Here is a 17,199-nt window from a genome sequence, read left to right as displayed (position 1 = left end):
AGGTTCAGCGCATCCAGGGCGGCAGTCCGCGCGCGCCCCGCAAGGCAGCGGCCCAACCGGCGAGACCATAGCCCATCTGCCGCCAGGCGCCGCGACGACCGAAGCGCAGGAACAGGAACACAAAGGACAGGCCGACCGCTACCGGCAGGCGGGCGGGCGTGCTGTCGCGCACGACATGCAGCTTGTTGCGCTCGTCCAGATAGATGGGCAACCGGGGACGCCGATCGATCGCCTCGGCCGATCCGGTGGTCCCGCCCTGCCCATGCATGACCCGCGCATCCGGCGCGAAACCCAGCCGCATGCCCCGCGCCCGGCCGCGCAAGCACCACTCCACTTCCTCCGCATAGAGGAAATAATCCTCCCGCATCAGGCCGGTCACGGCCACGAAACGCGCGCTCATCAGCATGGACGCGCCCAGCAGATAATGCATATCCGCCTCGACCCGACGCGGATCGACGGGATCGGAGAGCGCGCTGCCATGGCCGATCGATTCCGCCCGCGCCATCCATGATCGCCAGCGGCCGCCATGCGCCTGCACCCGCCCATTTTCATGATAGAGCGTGCCGCCCACCGCATCGCAATCGCCGCGCTCCAGCCGTTCGACCATGGCCTTGAGCGCGTCCGCTTCCGGCCGCGTGTCAGGATTGACCACCCACCATGCATCGGCATCGGGCCGCGCCTGGATGCACTGGTTGACGCCGCCGGCATAACCCAGATTGCCGGGCGCCAGCAAAGCCGTCACTGCCTGTCCGCCGGCAAACCGCTCGGGCAACAGGTCACGCAATGCTGAAAACGCTTCGTCTCCGCCATTTTCGCAGATCACGACTTCGAAATCGCGATGCTGGCCCTGCTCCAGCGCCTGGAGGCAAGTGCGGATCTCCCCGGCATTGCGGAAGCCCACGATGCAGACCACGACATGCATGCCCGTCACCCCCGCCCGAAGGCCAGTTGATGCGCATGAACGAAGCGCCACAGCCGGATCTGCACCAATGTCGCCAAGGCTGCCCGGCGCTCGGCCATGGATCGCAGTGCAGGGCTGCGCAGCACTGTGGGCACATGCGCCGCGATGGACAATGGCAACAACCAGTTACGCATTACCCATTTGACCGTGCCAAAGGGTTTCGGGCGAAAAAGGCCGTAGGTTTCGGCATTCAGCCGCCGCCATTTGTTGCGCAAGTCATCCCAGCTCACGCGCGCGGGGTGACCGACCATCGCCTGTTCGGCATAGCCGATGCGATAGCCCGCATCGCGGGCGCGATGGCACCAGTCCTTATCCTCCGACACGCCGTTGCGGAAGCCGCCCACCTCGTCGAACAGGCGGCGCGGGCAGAAGAGATTGGCGGTCACGGTGAACGCCTCCTCCTCGACATAGCGGCGATTGTCGAAAGCGAACACGCTCTCAAAGGCTTCTGGCCCGGTGATGGCGCGGTTCCTGTCGACCGTGACGACCATGCGCCCGCCAACCAGATCATGCCGTTCCAACGCGACGACGCCTTCCTCCAGCCAGCGCGCATGCGGTGTGCAATCGCAATCCACGAACGCCAGATAAGGGCCTCGCGACGCCGCCACTCCGCCATTGCGTGCAGGCCCCGCCCCCTTTTCGGCTACCGTGACCAGCCTTGCCCGGCCTGCCGTCACCCGTTCCATCGCCGCCCGGTCAATGGGCGATCCATTGTCCGCGACGATGATCTCAAAGCTATCGCGCGACTGGCTCTGTGCCTCCAGCGCGTCAAGGCAGTCGCCCAGCGACGACAGGTCATTATAATGCGGGATGATGACGCTGATGCGGGGAAAGGTCATGGCTATCGGCCCGCGCTCGCCCGCCAGTCCGCCACGCTTTGCGCCGTCGGATGAAAGACCAGATCGCCTTTTGTGGCGATGAGTTGGCGCAGTTCGGGAATGTCCATCTCCCACCAGCGGCTGGCCTCCAGCTGTTCTGCCAAGGCCGGGTCGAACCGATCGCGCAGCTTGCGCGCGGGATTGCCCGCCATGATGGCATAGCGGTCGACATTGCGCGTGACGATGGCGCCCGCGCCGATGATGCTGCCCCGGCCGATGAACTTGCATCCGGGCAGGATCATGACGTTGTGGCCGATCCAGACATCATCCTCGATCACCAGCCGTTCGTCCCAGTGGATGTCCCGGTCCACCGCGCCGAATTTGCGTTCGTACAGCGCGGGATGCGTCGTCATCGCCTGATAGGGGTGATTGATCGGCACCGACCGCACGCTGCTTCCGATCGAGCAATAGCGCCCGACCCGGATCGGCCCCGGCATCCGCCAGCGGTCGAAACAGCCATAGGAATAGAGGCCGACATCGATATCATATCGATTGCGGAAATGGGCGCGCAACCGCTGATTTTCATGCTGGTTCCGCCGCCAATACCAAAGCAGCGCCCGTTCGGCCAGGCTACGCAGCAGCCTCATGAACGCAACGCTCCCCCCAAACCGGCGCGACGCGCGCGGATACAGGCCATCATCGCGCCTTGGCGAGGGGCGCCGGTTGACCGCCCTTCAGCGATTCATCCACGAACTGCATCCACAGATAGACCGGCACGCCTTCTTCGACAAAGCGGAAGCGTTCACCGATCTCATCGCCCACCGGCTCCAGCAATTGTCCCTTCAGGCCAATCTCGATCGCGGCGGCCAGTTCGATCTGGCTGGCATCCAGATCGATGCCTCCAGCATGGTGCAAGGCATGGTCGGCCAGCGTAATCAGCGCGGCGCGGCGACCCTGATCGTGAATCCGCTGGATCAGGCGGAGGCTGCGTTCGGACAGGCGCTGCCGCGTCTCTTCCGTCGCCAAGTCCAGTGCATAGGCGACATCCGACCGTTCGACCACCGTGGCCTGCCGGTCCAGCGCCGCGATCCCGGCATGCTGACTCAAGAGGCTGACGATATAGGGAAGGCCACCGGACACATGGGACACCAGATCGACAGCATCATCCCTGTAATCCAACCCACAGCTCTCACTGCCCAGCCTGATCAGTTCACCGACTTCTTCAGCCGTCATATTGGGCACCTGCAGGCCCAATATATTGCGGCGGATCGAAGGAATATGCTCGACCAGTTCGGAAAGATTGCCCGCGACACCCGCGACAACAATCTGCACGCGCGTGGAACGATCGGACAGATTCTTGACCAGTTCAGCCATCATGCGGCGGAACGCGCCACTGGGACTGCGGTCGAATTCGTCCAGAATGATGAGTACGCGGGTGCCGGAGAGGTGCGCGAAAAGCGCGCTGATCTGATGCGGCGTGACCTCGCCGGGCGGCAGCAGATCCGCCATGGTCCGGCCATTTTCGATCTCCGACTGGGTCGGATCGTAACCGGAATGGAACAGCAGCGGGATCGACCCGGCAATGGACCGGAACATGTCGCTGAAGGAGGAGCCTTCCCCACAGGAAGTGTAGCAGACAATATATTTCGCTTCGTCCGCGAGCCCTGAAAGGATGCGGAGCATGGATGTCTTGCCGATGCCCCGTTCGCCATAGATGACGACGTGAAGCTGCTGATCCTCGATCGCGCGGATCAACCGCGTCAGGATCGCACCCCGTCCGGCGAACATGGAGATGTTGGAGACCGGCTGGGATGGCGTGAAGGCTTCGCGCAGCTTCGCCCGCGCCCGTTCCAGTTCATCGCCCCGGCCATGATGCAACTGATCGGTCGCCAGAACCTTGAAATGGGGATGACGGTCCTTGCCCCTGCCACGGGATCGGTTGCCAAGGCCCTCACGGATCGCCGGGCGAAGGGACCGCCCCTCTTCCTCCAAAGCATCCGGCGATCTTTTCGTCCATCTGGAGAACCAATTCAAATTCATGCTCCCGCGCTGAAGAAATGGCGCGCGTCCGACAGAGTCCGGCACCATCGCTCTGGTCACCGGACGAGGCCGTTCGCCCCCGTCAAATCTTCGACCTGCCCCCATTATGTCGGGTGCAACGCACAACTGCTAGACAAAACTTAAAGAAAAATTGTGACGGGAGCATAGTCGATCAAATATTAGAGATAGGCGCCCCGGCTATCTGCGCCAATTCCGGTCGGACGTATATTTCCGGCCAGATCGTGGCTGAGAACGGCGCTCGCCGATTGTCTGCACGGACTGCCCGCCTGGAGCCGGTAATCGCCCGCCCCTGCCCCGGCTGTCGGCCCGGCTGTCGTTGCTGCAGATGCGGCATAGAGGGGATCGTTGCGCACGCTGTTCGACGTCCCGAAATTCGCGCCCAACCCTGCGAAATCCTGCGCGAAGCTCGCTCCCTGCCCCACCAGATCTCCATTGGCGGATCGGAACTGGGTGAAATTATCGGTGCAGCCGACGCCATGTTTGAACGCGAAATTGCCGGTCCGCGCGCCCTGAACCTGAAACACATCGCCCTTGCAGTTCAACTGGACGAAGATGTTGCCGTGCTGGCGGATGAACTTGCTGTTCCGCTGAGTCGATCCCTCATCATAGACATGATTGGATCGGCCATGATCGTTGAAGCCGGCAAGACTGTTGTTGCAGAAAAGAATGTTCGACGCACCGATCGACGCATTGTCGGGCGTGATCCCCGTCATCGATGCGCTGGTGAAACTCACAAACTCATAGATATTCTGGATCGCCACCTTGTCCGTGCCCGTGACGCCAAAGGGCGCGTTGAGATTTTCCACCCCGTAAAAGCGGTTGAACGCATTGATCTGTCCCGTCACCGACCCCAGCGATCCGGTTCTGCGGATCATCGAACCAACGACCAGATAGCCTTCGATCGTGAATACGGCTCCGCTATTGTCGAGCTTCAGTCCCCGCCAGATCCGCCATTGACCATTGGCACTCGCACCCAGGAACTGGCTGGCCGCACCGGTCAACGTCATGCCGTAGACATAGGCGTCGCTGTTCGAGAACATGCTCGCCGCCTGCCCATTATTATCATAGTCGACATTGTCGAAGACGATCTCCAGACGCGCGGCCGCCTCGCCTGCAAAAGAGGATGTGGCGGTGCGTTGAATGCGCAGGTTGCGGATGTGGATGCACCCGGTCGCAAGCGGCGCCACGAGCGACCCGCCCGAACCCAGACGTGGGCGCGGCCCCCCAATGGTCAGGCGAACGTCCCCATATGCGGCTTCGGGATCGCGCTCCACGACGAGCGCCGCCAGCTTCTGCGTCTTGGCGACAGCGGTGCCGCTGCCCAGCGCGACGTCGCCGCCCGCCATGATGCGGATGCGGCATCCGTCGATACCGCTGCCGCTCGCCCCATGGGCTGCCTGTATCGCGTCCAGCGCACCACTCATCGTCAGGAAAGGCGATGCCTTCGCAACCGAAGCGACGGTGGATACGACGCCGGTCCCATCATTCCCGCTCGCAGAAACATAGGCGAGCGGCGGCGCCGCGCAACGGCCTGCATCCTTGCGGAAATAGCGGGGCGAGAAATCCCTGCCACGCGCTGTGTCCGCGCTCCTCAGCACCGATGCCGCGCCTCCGACATGGGGATAAATCTCGGCATTGACGGAGATCGCCCCCTCCGCCAGCGAGGAGATGTCGGTCGCGGGCAAGGCGTAAACAATGACCGCATTCTGATCACCGGCCCGGCCGGAAACGGTCGGCGTGGAAACCGGAACCGAAATGGTCGTCACGCCGTCGGAGATCAGGAATCTGACCGCCGCCACCTGCCGCCCGCCGCGCATATGATAATGGAAAGCCACCAGTTCGACCGGCGCGTCTGCGCCGCCGATGCTGTTGCCCACCAGCAGTCGATCAGGCGTCACCCAATTGGCAATCGGCCTGGGACTGGTTTCCGCGCTGTTGTTGGCCACTCCTGCTATCATGTCGGTGGCCAATATATAATCGTTCATCGCGACTATATTGGCAGTCAGGCTGGCCTGATCGGGATAGGCATTTCGCACACGCTTGGTCGTGAACATCGTCTCCGATGCAATCCTGGCCTGTGCATTGGCGTCAAATCCCTGCCGCAGGACCGTGACGGGCGACAGCGCCAGATCGGCAGGAGCCGGCATGGCCGCCTGCCACCCGTTCGCCATCACATTGCCGATCGGCGCGGGCACGCCGCCGCTTGCCGCGCCTGGCCGCCTCAAGGCCGGCCCATATCCGAAACCCATCCGCATCAGGCATAGCCCATGATGCTGATTTGGCCCGTAGTCCCCGTGGCGCGGACATAAGCCGCCCGCACCGGGATGATCTCACCCGCCTTGACCGGATGGGCCACGTCCGCAACGCTATCCACGGCGCGCAACATGATAACGCCGTCGCCATCGGCCCGCAGCGCCTTGGGCAGCGGCGATATGGGTTGATTGTCATTGGGCTGGATGATGAAACAGTGACGCGCCGGCGAGGATGCCGTATCGTTATTGGCTTCGAACTTGTCCATATGCCGCTCCCATTTGTTCGCTTTTTGTTCTTATTCAGGACGAGATGCTGTAGGACAGTCTTTTTTCCATCTTTTCGAGAAATTTTCAGGCAAGCACGCCCATCCGGCCGCGCCTGCCTCGTTCATCAGATATGTGCACGCGCCGTATCACAGCGCGTTGTGCAACGCCTTGTCCCGCAGGCTGCTGAAATAGTCGATCGTGGCAGCGAGACCCTCGCGTAATTGCGTGCGAGGTTCCCAGTCCAGCTTGTCGCGGGCCACGCTGATGTCGGGCCGGCGCTGCGTCGGATCGTCGCTGGGCAAGGGCAGGAAAATCAGTTCGGATTGCGATCCGGTCAGTTCCAGAACCGTTTCGGCCAGTTCCCTGATCGTGAATTCGACCGGATTGCCGATGTTGATTGGGCCGGTAAAGTCATTGTCGGTGTCCATCAGCCTGATGAACGCTTCGACCAGATCGGCATAATAGCAGAAGGATCGCGTCTGCGACCCGTCGCCATAAATGGTGATCGGCCTGCCCTCCAGCGCCTGGATGATGAAGTTCGACACCACCCGACCATCGCCCGGATGCATGCGCGGACCATAGGTGTTGAAGATGCGCGCGATCTTGATGTCGAGCCCATGCTGCCGCCGATAGTCCATGAACAGTGTCTCGGCGCACCGCTTGCCCTCGTCATAACAGGACCGCAGCCCGATCGGGTTCACATTGCCCCAATAGCTTTCAACCTGCGGGTGGATGGCCGGATCGCCATAAACCTCGCTGGTCGACGCCTGAAACACGCGCGCCTTCAACCGCTTCGCCAGGCCCAGCACATTGATGGCGCCGATCACCGACGTCTTCGTCGTCTGCACCGGATCATGCTGATAATGGATCGGCGAAGCCGGACAGGCGAGGTTGTAGATATGGTCGACTTCCACATAGAGCGGGAAGCAGATGTCGTGCCGCATGAACTCGAAGCGGGGGTGGTTGAACAGATGGTCGAGGTTGCTCTTGTCCCCCGTGAACAGATTATCGACGCACAAGACCTCATCGCCCCGCGCAAGAAGGCGGTCGATCAGGTGGGAACCGAGAAAACCGGCACCTCCAGTAACCAGAACCCGCTTACGCCGATAATCCTTTTGCCCCATGTCCTTTATTCGCCCCCTTCAACGTCCCATCGCATGGCCATGCCATCATGCCATGTTGTGACGTCTGAATCTTAAAGAATCGATACGTAACTTTACCGGCCTTCCCACGGAAAACAGAAACAATCGACAGACCCGTCGCCGATTCTTTTACGAATTTGTTTGCGGCGTATCCACATCTGGCTCTTGGTTCTTCACGCGATAGACAAGCGCGACTGTCGCGCCCAGCATGGCAAAGACAAGCGGATGGTTGTCGAGCTGGCTGAGAATGGTCTTGATGACCATAAAATTGGCCAGCGCAATAATGAGCGGGATCAACAATTGCGTCTCTCGGTCACGCGCATTCTGGACCGCCCTGGCCCCCGCATAGATCGCCCCGCCCACCATACCGAAATAGCAGATCAGGCCGGGAATGCCGACTTCCAGCGCAACGGCCAGTACATAGGTATCGATCGTGTTGATGCCTGCCGGACTGAAGAAACCCAGCCGCACCGACCCCCGCCCCATGCCATAGCCCCAGGGCTGTTTGACGACCATGGGAATACCGGCGCGATATTGCTCTTGCCGGGCTTCGTTGCTGGCCTGCTGCGCGCCGTTGCCCCAGACCATGGCGCTGACACGGGGGACGAACATGGTCGACGCCATGAAGGCGACCAGCAGGGCCGGATAGGCGAAGAGGACCGCAGTCCCGATCAGGCTGTCGCCGTGCGTGGCGCGCCGCCGATAGCCCCAGAAGAACAGGTAGAAAAGGAAGGACAGGGCAAAGCCAACAATGCCCAGGCGCGAATCGGTCGCGATGATGACCACGAACATCAGCGGCAAGGTCATCGCCGCCGCGACCCGGATGATCCAATTGCGCGACACCACCGTGAAATGCAGGATGAAAGGCGTCACAAGCCCCAGAAACTCTGCAAGATTCAGGCTGGTGCTGAACTTGCTCTGCACCCGATAGATGCCGGTGGCGGCACGGGCGGACCCGCCCAGAATACGCTGAACGCTTTCGTCGCCCACGGCCAGGAAAGACGGGATATGCCCGGCCCATGGCACCCGCCCCAGCCTTTGTTCCCATAGCCCCATGACGCAAAGGAACAGCACGGCGGCCCAGAGCAGCCAGGCAAAGGCGGTCATTCGTCCCGGCTGGGCGAAGATATAGGCGCCCGCGAAGAAGATCAGCGTCCAATACAGGCCGGCGACCACGACCTTGTCCGCCGAACTTCCGGGATTGTCGGAATAGCCGATGGAAAGCACCGCCATGACCATGAAGCCAACGAGCAGTTTCCACGTCCATGGCGCGCTCTTCAGGATCCGGGCCATTTCGCCCCGCATCGAAGGCGATACGGACAGACAGATCATGAAGAGGAGCAACAGGGGCAAGCTGAACAGCCGCAACGCCGTGATCCAAGGCAATCCCGGCAAATCGAGCGCCAGATAATCCGGCCACAGCAATTGCGCGCCGATGAAGCCCCAGAAGCAGCCGAACATCAGTTTAGCAGGCGGATTTTCCGTGTCCGGCAACATCCACACCAGTATCAGCGCGAAAAGCGCCAATGGTGCCAGCAGTTCAACCAGCAGACTGCCCGCGAACAAGGCAAGCAACCCGCCATAAACCGCAGCCAGACAGACGACGAGGGCCAGATGGATTTCCCGGTGCCATCTGTGTTTCGGCGGCGGCGTATATCCGCTCAGCGCGAAACCGCCCGCCGCCGACAAGCCTTCAGGCGCTTTCGACAAGCTCATCGGAAAAGATCGCCCTCTTCACGGGCATTCATGTTCGAAGCGCAGTCCATGCTCCAACTATTTCTACCCAGGATGTCATGAATCCGTCCCTTCCGACATAGATTAAAGCGAGCGGACGGCAGCGTCATGCGCGACCTGTAATTGGCTTTCCTCGCCCTTTCAACCTCTGCCAAAGCAGCTATCGGAGAATTATGGCGATACGGATGCTCGCCCGATCTCGAAGACTCTGTGATATGGCGATCATTATTCCTGATCTATGACTTGCGCATGTAAAAGCGATGCGTATTGATCCAGCAGACGTTTTTCCCTGCCGGCCTGCACGGCAAATGCGGCAGTGAGGCAAATATTAACCATGATCGTGGCATCGCCATTTTTCGAAAGATCGGCGGGTGATGGATACTGCACAGAATGACGACTGACCTTGTGGCCATGCAGGATGGTGGACCGTCACCGCTTGCCGGCATCAAGGCACGGCTGCGGCACGGCATGATCTGGGTGGGCGTGCTCAGCGCCGTGCTGAACATGCTGCTGCTCAGCGGCTCCATCTACATGATGATGGTCTATGACATGGTCCTGCCGGGCCGAAGCATTCCCACTTTGCTGGGGCTGCTGCTGATGGTCATCATCGCCTACAGCTTCCAGGGCTTTTTCGAGGCATTGCGCGCACGCATCTTCATGCATCTGGCCGCCTCCATGGAGGTCGACCTCAGCGATCGCATCCACCGGCTGGTCGGCCTCATTGCCCGGCGATCGCCGGGACGCGACCCGCTGCAACCGGTGCGCGATCTTGACCAGATCCGCTCCTTCCTGGCCAGCGCCGGTCCCATGGCGCTGATGGACCTTCCCTGGATGGTCTTCTTCATCATCGTCCTTTTCCTGCTGCATCCCTATCTTGGCATCACGGTGCTGCTGGGCGCTGTGGTGCTGGTCGCGCTAACGGCCATCACCAACAAGCTGACAGCCGCGCAGACGGTTCGCATGACCAGGATCGGCAATATCCGCACCCGCTTGGCCGACACCTCCCGGCGCCATGCCGAAGCGCTTTACGTCATGGGCATGGAATCGCGCATCCGCATGGCCTGGTCGACGATCAGCACCCAATATCTCGGCGCGCATGAGCGGGTCAGCAATGTGGTGTCAACCATGAGCACGATCAGCAAGATGGTGCGCCTGCTGCTCCAGTCGCTGGTACTGACCGTCGGCGCCCTGCTGGTCATGAACGGCTATGCAAGCGGCGGCGTGATCTTCGCCAGTTCGATCCTGTCGGCGCGCGCCTTCGGCCCCGTCGAGTTGGTGATCGGCAACTGGCGGACGCTGGTCGCCGCGCGGGACAGCTGGCAACGGCTGGAAGAAAGCCTACCCCAGCTTGTCGAGGATCGCGCCCTGATGCCGTTGCGCGCCCCCCGTCGCGCGCTGTCGGTCGAAGATCTGACGCTCAGCCCCGCCGGATCGGAAGAGAGGACCGTGTTCAACATATCGTTCCTGGCACAGGCGGGCGAAGCCATAGCCGTTCTGGGGCCGAGCGGATGCGGCAAGTCGACGCTGGTGCGGGGACTGGTCGGCATATTGCCCGCCGTCACCGGCAGCGTCCGGCTGGACGGCGCCACTTTCGATCAGTGGGACATCGACAATCTGGGCCGCCATATCGGTTATGTGCCGCAGAATGTGGAACTATTGACCGGCACGGTGGCCGAAAACATCGCCCGGTTCGAGCCCGACGCGCCCGCCGATCTGGTGATAGAGGCCGCCCGCCAGGCAGGAGTGCACGACCTGATCCTGCATCTGCCCGAAGGCTATGATACCCAGGTCGGCACTGACGGCGCTCGCCTGTCCGCCGGGCAGCGGCAGCGGATCGCGCTCGCACGGGCGCTATACCGCGATCCATTCCTGCTGGTGCTGGACGAACCCAATTCCAACCTGGACGCACCCGGCGAGGAAGCCCTGTGCGACGCCGTCGCCATGGCAAAAACACGCGGCGCGGTTGTCATCGTCGTGGCGCACCGGCCATCGATCCTGCAAGCGGTGGACATCGTCCTGCTGATGCGGAACGGGCGGGCGCAAGCTTTTGGTCCCAAGGAACGGCTGGTGCCGCACCTTCTTCCGGCGGCCGCGCAAAAGGCCTGACCCCTTCTCCCGCTCAAGCCTGGCGCACGGCGGCCTTGTCGTGCAACGGCCGCCATCGGACGCTCCGCTTGCCCCGTCAATAAGCGTTGCGGTGAATGATGACCAAGGAAGTCCTGATGAGAATGGCGATATCGCCCAGGATGGACCAGTTGGCGACATATTCCAGATCGCTCTGCAGCCGCTGTGACAGATCGTCGCTTCGGACGGTGGCGCCCCGATACCCCCTGACCTGCGCCAGGCCGGTGATGCCGGGTTTGATCGTATGACGCAGCCAATAGCGTTCGTCGACATGCCAGAACAGATGCTCGCCCGCCAACGATCCCAAGGCATGGGGACGTGGACCGACCAGACTCATGTCGCCTTCGATCACATTGAACAGCTGCGGCAGTTCATCGATGCTGGTCGCCCGGATCAAACGGCCCACGCGGGTGATCCGGTCATCCGCCCGCGATGCGGATCGCACACCGGCATGGTCGCTGCTTTCGTCGTACATGCTGCGAAACTTGTAGACGTGGAACAGCCTGTTGCTCCGCCCCATGCGGGTCTGCTTGAACAGGATCGGCCCCCTGCTGTCGATCTTGATCAAGAGGGCGACCAGGATCATGAGCGGCGAGAGCAGCACGACGGCGGGGACCGTCAGCGCCAGGTCCAGCATCCGCTTCAGCGCCCGATTGCCAAGGTCCAGCGGACCGTTGGAAACGCACACCCCCACCACGGGCAGATCGGCTTCGTGATTGACCGGAGAAACGCCGATCAGTTCGGGCACCAGCAATTCGCCCCAGCAGCCGGTCCCTTTCAGATACATCGCCCATTGGGCCCGCCGCTCTGCGCTACATGACACCACGATGCGGTCTGCTCCCGCCACCAGCGTGGAAAAATTATGGAGCATGAACGGATCGTCCAGCCGGGGTGAAATACCCTGATCAGACGCGTCGATGATTTCGAAATAATGCGGCGCTTCCATCGGCGAATCGTCGACGACCAGAATGCGACGATAGAAGCGCGACCCCAGCTTGCGGGTCAGCCAGATCACCGGCAGACGGATCGCTATCAGGAAGATGAGGCTGAGGCCGGCTCCCATGAAGAACGCGATGCGCGATATGTCCTGCGAATTTTTGAAGGCAAAAAGAAGAAGAATATAGACCGCCAGAGTAATGACGAGCGCCCCGGCAATCCGTCCCATTGCCCGCCGCACCGAAGTCAGTGCTTCGAAGCCATAGGACCGTGCATAGAAACTCGCGGCCATGAAGAGCGGGACGACGATAAAGAAGAAACCCGATTCATCTCCTTTGATCGGGCTACCGGTACGGGCGATATGGGCGACCGCGAAAGCGACCGTCACCGCGAGCAAATCAAGAACGATCTGGGTGCAATAGACGGCGATGCGAACCGACTCTGTCGTCGCAAATAACCGGGACGACCCAAATGTCGAGCCGTCCTGGGTTGCTGGCGCCGTCGAACTATACACCGTCATCCGGCCTTCGCTCCAACCGAGAAATATTCCATGAGGATGCAACTAGTTTATCAATTCATTGAATCAACTATAAATCCCATCTGGAAATGCACATTTTGGTACAATCAAGCAGCAGCTTCGAAGTTGTTCACGCCGGGGCCGCAATTTCCCCGGCAATATTGGCAGTCACAATAAGGGTCCACAGGCATCAGGCTTCGTTGATCACGGTCCCGATGACTTCGACCCGGTTCGCCCGCATATCGGCTATCAGCGTCTTGATATCGTTCACATAGCTCAGATTCTTGCGCGCCACGACCAACCCATAGCGCGCCAGCATCGCCACGATCTGAGCGTCGGCACAGGCGTTGGTCGGCGCCGTATCGAATATGATCATGTCATATTCGCGCATGCACAGATCGACCAGCGACTTGAAGCGCGGCCCCGCCAGCAGTTCCTGCGCTTTGTCCGTCGGGCCACCGGCAAACACGACCGACAGTGAAGGAAGGACGTCATCCTGGATCACTTCGCCGAATTCGACCGCAGCGTCTTCCAGACAATCGGCCAATCCGCGTACCGGGCGCGATGGAACGATATAGGACTGAACCTTGGGCGCGCGCATATTGGTATCGATCAGCAAAGTCCTGACACCGGCCTGCGTAAGCGCCACCGCAAGATTGACGGCAATGAAAGACGTTCGTCCCGCCTTGCTGGGTGAACAGATGGCCAGCGCGCGGCGGCCTTCCTTCAGATGCTGCGACATCAACTGGGTGCGCAACGCGCCCATGGATTCGCCTTCGGGCGAACCCGCGCCAACGGACACCACCACCTGATCGGAGAGATGATATTGCACCTCCGGCAGAGTTGGGATCGTTTCGGAGACCGTCGGCTGCTTCTCGCTATCTGCCGGGCTGTCCAGAAGTTGCCCGTCTTGGTTGTCGCTCATTGAGATCTCCGCGATCTATGCGTTTGGACGATGTGGCCCATTCAAGCCGAAGCCGGGCGATTGAACCCGAGCCATTCCAGAACACCCTTGCGCTGCTGGAGAGAGGCCTGACTGACGATAACGCCGATCACCGGCGCGCCGGTCAGCACCAGATCCTCGGGACCACGCACCCGCCGGGCGAGCAGTTCCGTGCCCAGCGCGATCAGCAGGCCAAGCGCGAGACCGCCCATGGCTGCCACGCCGACAATCATCGGAATATTGGGCCAGGATGGACGGCTCGGCGCGACCGCGCTGCCCAGCATGGTGAGGCCGCTTTCGTCGGAACTCGCCTGGGTCCCCAATTCCGTGGCACGGCCCATCACCTTTTGCGCCTGATCGCGCAACACGTCGATCGTCGCCTGCATCTTGCGCAGTTCATCGATCTTCTCACGCTTGGCGAGGACCTTGCTCTGCTGGGCCGCGACCTGACCGTCGATGGACTGCCCGCCACCGCTCGCCGCCCGCGCCGCCGCCAGAGCGCTCGCCTGCTCGCGCGCCGCCGTGGCGGCCAGCGTGGCTCGATTATTGCGCATCGCCACCAGATCGGGATGGTTCGGCCCCAGCGTTTGCGTCATCGTCGCGATCTGCGCGTCCAATTGCGCGAGTTGCGCCTGAGCGGCCGATGCCTGCGGGACCACCACGCCGGGAACGGACATCGGAACCTGACTGGACAACGCCTTGAGGCGGCTGGAATCGGCGTCGGACCAGTCGTCCTGCAGGACGATGCCATTCGCCTTCTCATAAGCCGTCTTGCGCTGCTGCGCCTCGGTCAATTGCCGGCGCAGGGCCTCTCCCTGGCTACGGAACCAGGCCGCGTTCGACGCCGCCCCTTCGCGCCGGAAAGCGATGCTCTGATTCACATAGGCCGTGCGCAGCGCATCGGCCACCTTCCGTGCAGCTTCAGGAGAAGTCGAGGAATAGCTGATGTCGAGGATCGCCGTGCCGGGAATCAGCTTGACCGCCGTATTGCCGACGACGATCTGGGTCAGCCAACGGCGGAACCCGCCATCGCCGGGGCGCGCCTGCGCCTCATAGGCCTGCTGGAAGCTGGGCTGCTTCATCCAGCCGAGCTGATCCACCACTGCCCCCGCAAAGCGATAGTCGGTGATCAGTTCGATCTGCGTATTGGTATAGGCCCGGGCGAAGCTGTTCGAAATGACTTCGCCGGTAATCGGATCGGGTTTCATCACGTCGAGCATGACGCGGCTGTGCGCATCATAGCGCTCCGGGATGAGCTTGGCGACCAGGAAGGCGGCCGACGCACAGGCCAATGTCGTCAGGACGATGAGCAGACGATGCGCCCAAAGTATCCGGAAAAACTGTAAAAAGCTCATTGTGCGCCTCCCCGGCCCGATCCTTAAAAGAACTTCTGACCGACGACGATCACGTCCTTGTCGGTGATGACGTCGTCCAGCCCGACACGGACTTCACGGCCGTCGCGCGTCACCTTCGCGCGTTTTTCCGAACCCATTGTCGTCAGGCCGCCGCTGCGTGCAATCGCCATGCGCAGGGTCATGCCCGGTTCGATCTTGTAATTGCCCGGCGCATTGACCTGACCATAGACATAGAAGGTCGCCGCCTCCGCCAGAAAGATCTTGTCGCCCGCATTGACCAGCGGATCCTTGTCGCCCCCTCCGGTCGCGATATCCTTGACGTTCAGCCTGATCTCTTCACCGGATGCCCGGGTAATGGTCAGCATGTTGCCGCCATTGTCCTTCGCGCCGCCAACGCGGGCGAGGATTTCGGAAATGCGATAGGCGCGATCGATAGGCACGATGCCCGGCGACGCCACTTCGCCCAGCACGACGACATAGCGGCTCGCATAGGTGGCGATCGTCACGTTGACGATAGGGTTGGCGAAATAGCCCCCGGACTTCAGCCGATTGCGGACTTCCTCCTTCAACTGGAGAACGGTCTTGTTCGCGGCAACGACATTGCCGATCAACGGCAGCTCGATCACACCATCCGTCTGCAATTGCAGGCGCGCGCGATAATCGTCGCGTCCCATCACGCTCAATTCGATCACGTCGCCCGGCCCCAGCACATAGCCGTCGCTGAGCGATGCCTGCGCCGCCGCCGGAATGGCGGCCATCGGCACGGTCGCCTGTTGGGCGGCGACAGGCGCCACCGGCAAAAGCCCGATCATCAGCCAGGCGGAACGGAACAGACCCTTCAGGTGCATGACGCCTCCAACTTTCCCATATTCTTCCAACTGCCTTAAAAAGCAGTACTCACCCGCAACCCCGCCTGATACGAATCATAATCGTAGAGCGTGCCATTAGCATTTCGTCGTTGATAAGCCGTTTCCAGACCGATGGTCATCCTGTTGCTGACCTTGTAGTCCAGACCGGCCGACACGCGTTTCATATTGTCATGATCGATCCGCGAGGCGACCACGCCCGGTTCGTAATTATAGTCACGAACACTGATCGAACCCGCCAGCAAGGCCGTCAGGCGAGCGCCGAGAGCATAACGGATTCTCAGTTCGTGATTGCGCCGCAAGACATAATTCGCATCGAAACCCTGCGACGTGTCGACCGACTTGCCGGTTTCGCCCTCAATCTCCATCCGGGACAGGTTGAGCTTGGCATTCGCGTTCCAGTTGACGCCGCTAAATCCGCTGCGCCCATTGCTCAACGTGACGTCGGTATAGAAGATTTCGCCACCCACCTTCAGTTGCGCACCGACATCGCGACTGAACATCAATCCATAGCGGTCTGCGTCGAAACTGGTTAGCGCCGATGTCAGCAGGGGCGTACGATTGGGATAGTCCACCTCTCGCCGGCCGACATAGAGCGTGATATTGCCGATCGCTGGATGCACATAAAGCAACCCGCCGCCATAGCTGACGGATCGGTTGTCGGCGGTCTTGCGCAGGGCCGCGCTGTTGCGCGCATCATACCAGTCGATCATGGCGACTGGGCGCAGGCCGATCTGTCCGCCGCAACTCACCGTAGCGCCTGCCCCCTTGGCAGTTTCGACATTTTTGGAACTGCCCTTCGGATCGATCGCCGTGATATCGAGATCGCCCAGATCGCTCTGCCGGCGATGGAAGCTGCCGCGCAGTTCCACTGCGCAAATCGGCAGGTTCAGATAGAAATGACCGTCCGCCTTGATCCGCTCGCGATTGAGGCGGCTGTTGCGGGCGTAGAAATCATAAGCGGCCGAGCCCGTCAGCATCAGGCGGTGAGGCCCTGTCGGCAAATTCAGCGTCACGGCCGCATTGGGAGAAAAACGGGTATCTTCCTGCTGCAATCCACGGGCCTGCGCCGCGGCCTCGCTGCCGCGGGTGACGTTGCTGTCATATAATATCTCGCCGCCCAGATCGAACTGGAGGCGTTTGGCCTCCTGCGCCTGAGCCGGCGACAACAGGGCTGCACCGAACAGCAGCGTGGCGCCTCCCGCGCTCATGATTTTCATTCC

General features: G+C 61.3%; 14 protein-coding genes. 1 reads left to right on the top strand and 13 read right to left on the bottom strand.

What is annotated here, in order from left to right:
• Positions 1–4 precede the first annotated feature (4 nt).
• From HUK73_RS15500 to HUK73_RS15465, 8 genes are all read right to left on the bottom strand, one after another.
• Positions 5–922, bottom strand: coding sequence for a glycosyltransferase (locus HUK73_RS15500; RefSeq protein ID WP_176592703.1), 918 nt, complete (start codon positions 920–922; stop codon positions 5–7).
• 5 nt (positions 923–927) lie between these two features.
• Positions 928–1,800: a glycosyltransferase family 2 protein gene (locus tag HUK73_RS15495; RefSeq protein WP_176592702.1), complete on the bottom strand. Its 873-nt coding sequence runs from the start codon at positions 1,798–1,800 to the stop codon at positions 928–930.
• A gap of 2 nt (positions 1,801–1,802) precedes the next feature.
• Positions 1,803–2,426, bottom strand: coding sequence for a CatB-related O-acetyltransferase (locus HUK73_RS15490; RefSeq protein ID WP_176592701.1), 624 nt, complete (start codon positions 2,424–2,426; stop codon positions 1,803–1,805).
• A 49-nt stretch (positions 2,427–2,475) separates the two neighbouring features.
• On the bottom strand, positions 2,476–3,771 hold the full coding sequence (locus HUK73_RS15485) for an ATP-binding protein (protein ID WP_176592700.1): 1,296 nt from the start codon (positions 3,769–3,771) through the stop codon (positions 2,476–2,478).
• 227 nt (positions 3,772–3,998) lie between these two features.
• Positions 3,999–6,065, bottom strand: coding sequence for a hypothetical protein (locus HUK73_RS15480; protein ID WP_176592699.1), 2,067 nt, complete (start codon positions 6,063–6,065; stop codon positions 3,999–4,001).
• Between the two features lie 29 nt (positions 6,066–6,094).
• Positions 6,095–6,358 carry a hypothetical protein gene (locus HUK73_RS15475; RefSeq protein ID WP_176592698.1) on the bottom strand — a complete coding sequence of 88 codons (264 nt, stop codon included), beginning with the start codon at positions 6,356–6,358 and terminating at the stop codon, positions 6,095–6,097.
• Between the two features lie 147 nt (positions 6,359–6,505).
• A complete protein-coding gene (locus HUK73_RS15470; RefSeq protein ID WP_176592697.1) occupies positions 6,506–7,483 on the bottom strand; it encodes a UDP-glucuronic acid decarboxylase family protein in 978 nt (325 codons plus the stop codon).
• Between the two features lie 147 nt (positions 7,484–7,630).
• On the bottom strand, positions 7,631–9,217 hold the full coding sequence (locus HUK73_RS15465; RefSeq protein ID WP_176592696.1) for an O-antigen ligase: 1,587 nt from the start codon (positions 9,215–9,217) through the stop codon (positions 7,631–7,633).
• Between the two features lie 408 nt (positions 9,218–9,625).
• Between HUK73_RS15465 and HUK73_RS15460 the strand changes: the two genes are divergently transcribed.
• Complete coding sequence (locus HUK73_RS15460; RefSeq protein ID WP_176592695.1) at positions 9,626–11,341, top strand: type I secretion system permease/ATPase; 1,716 nt, start codon at positions 9,626–9,628, stop codon at positions 11,339–11,341.
• Positions 11,342–11,417: 76 nt separating this feature from the next.
• Here HUK73_RS15460 and HUK73_RS15455 read toward each other — a convergent pair whose 3' ends face one another.
• The 5 genes from HUK73_RS15455 to HUK73_RS15435 form a co-directional block, all read right to left on the bottom strand.
• On the bottom strand, positions 11,418–12,815 hold the full coding sequence (locus HUK73_RS15455) for a sugar transferase (protein ID WP_176592694.1): 1,398 nt from the start codon (positions 12,813–12,815) through the stop codon (positions 11,418–11,420).
• 187 nt (positions 12,816–13,002) lie between these two features.
• Entirely contained in the window at positions 13,003–13,737 is a 735-nt protein-coding gene (locus HUK73_RS15450) for a CpsD/CapB family tyrosine-protein kinase (RefSeq protein WP_176592693.1), read from the bottom strand.
• Positions 13,738–13,778: 41 nt separating this feature from the next.
• Complete coding sequence (locus HUK73_RS15445; RefSeq protein WP_176592692.1) at positions 13,779–15,110, bottom strand: Wzz/FepE/Etk N-terminal domain-containing protein; 1,332 nt, start codon at positions 15,108–15,110, stop codon at positions 13,779–13,781.
• 23 nt (positions 15,111–15,133) lie between these two features.
• A complete protein-coding gene (locus HUK73_RS15440; RefSeq protein ID WP_255326298.1) occupies positions 15,134–15,958 on the bottom strand; it encodes a polysaccharide biosynthesis/export family protein in 825 nt (274 codons plus the stop codon).
• A gap of 35 nt (positions 15,959–15,993) precedes the next feature.
• Positions 15,994–17,196 (bottom strand): outer membrane beta-barrel protein, encoded by a 1,203-nt coding sequence (locus HUK73_RS15435; RefSeq protein WP_176592691.1) that lies wholly within the window; start codon positions 17,194–17,196, stop codon positions 15,994–15,996.
• Positions 17,197–17,199: the final 3 nt, after the last annotated feature.

Origin of the sequence: Sphingobium sp. EM0848 (assembly GCF_013375555.1) — a bacterium.
Taxonomy (GTDB): domain Bacteria; phylum Pseudomonadota; class Alphaproteobacteria; order Sphingomonadales; family Sphingomonadaceae; genus Sphingobium.
The sequence above is the reverse complement of the archived record's forward strand: the minus strand, read 5'-3'. Positions and strand labels throughout refer to the sequence as shown.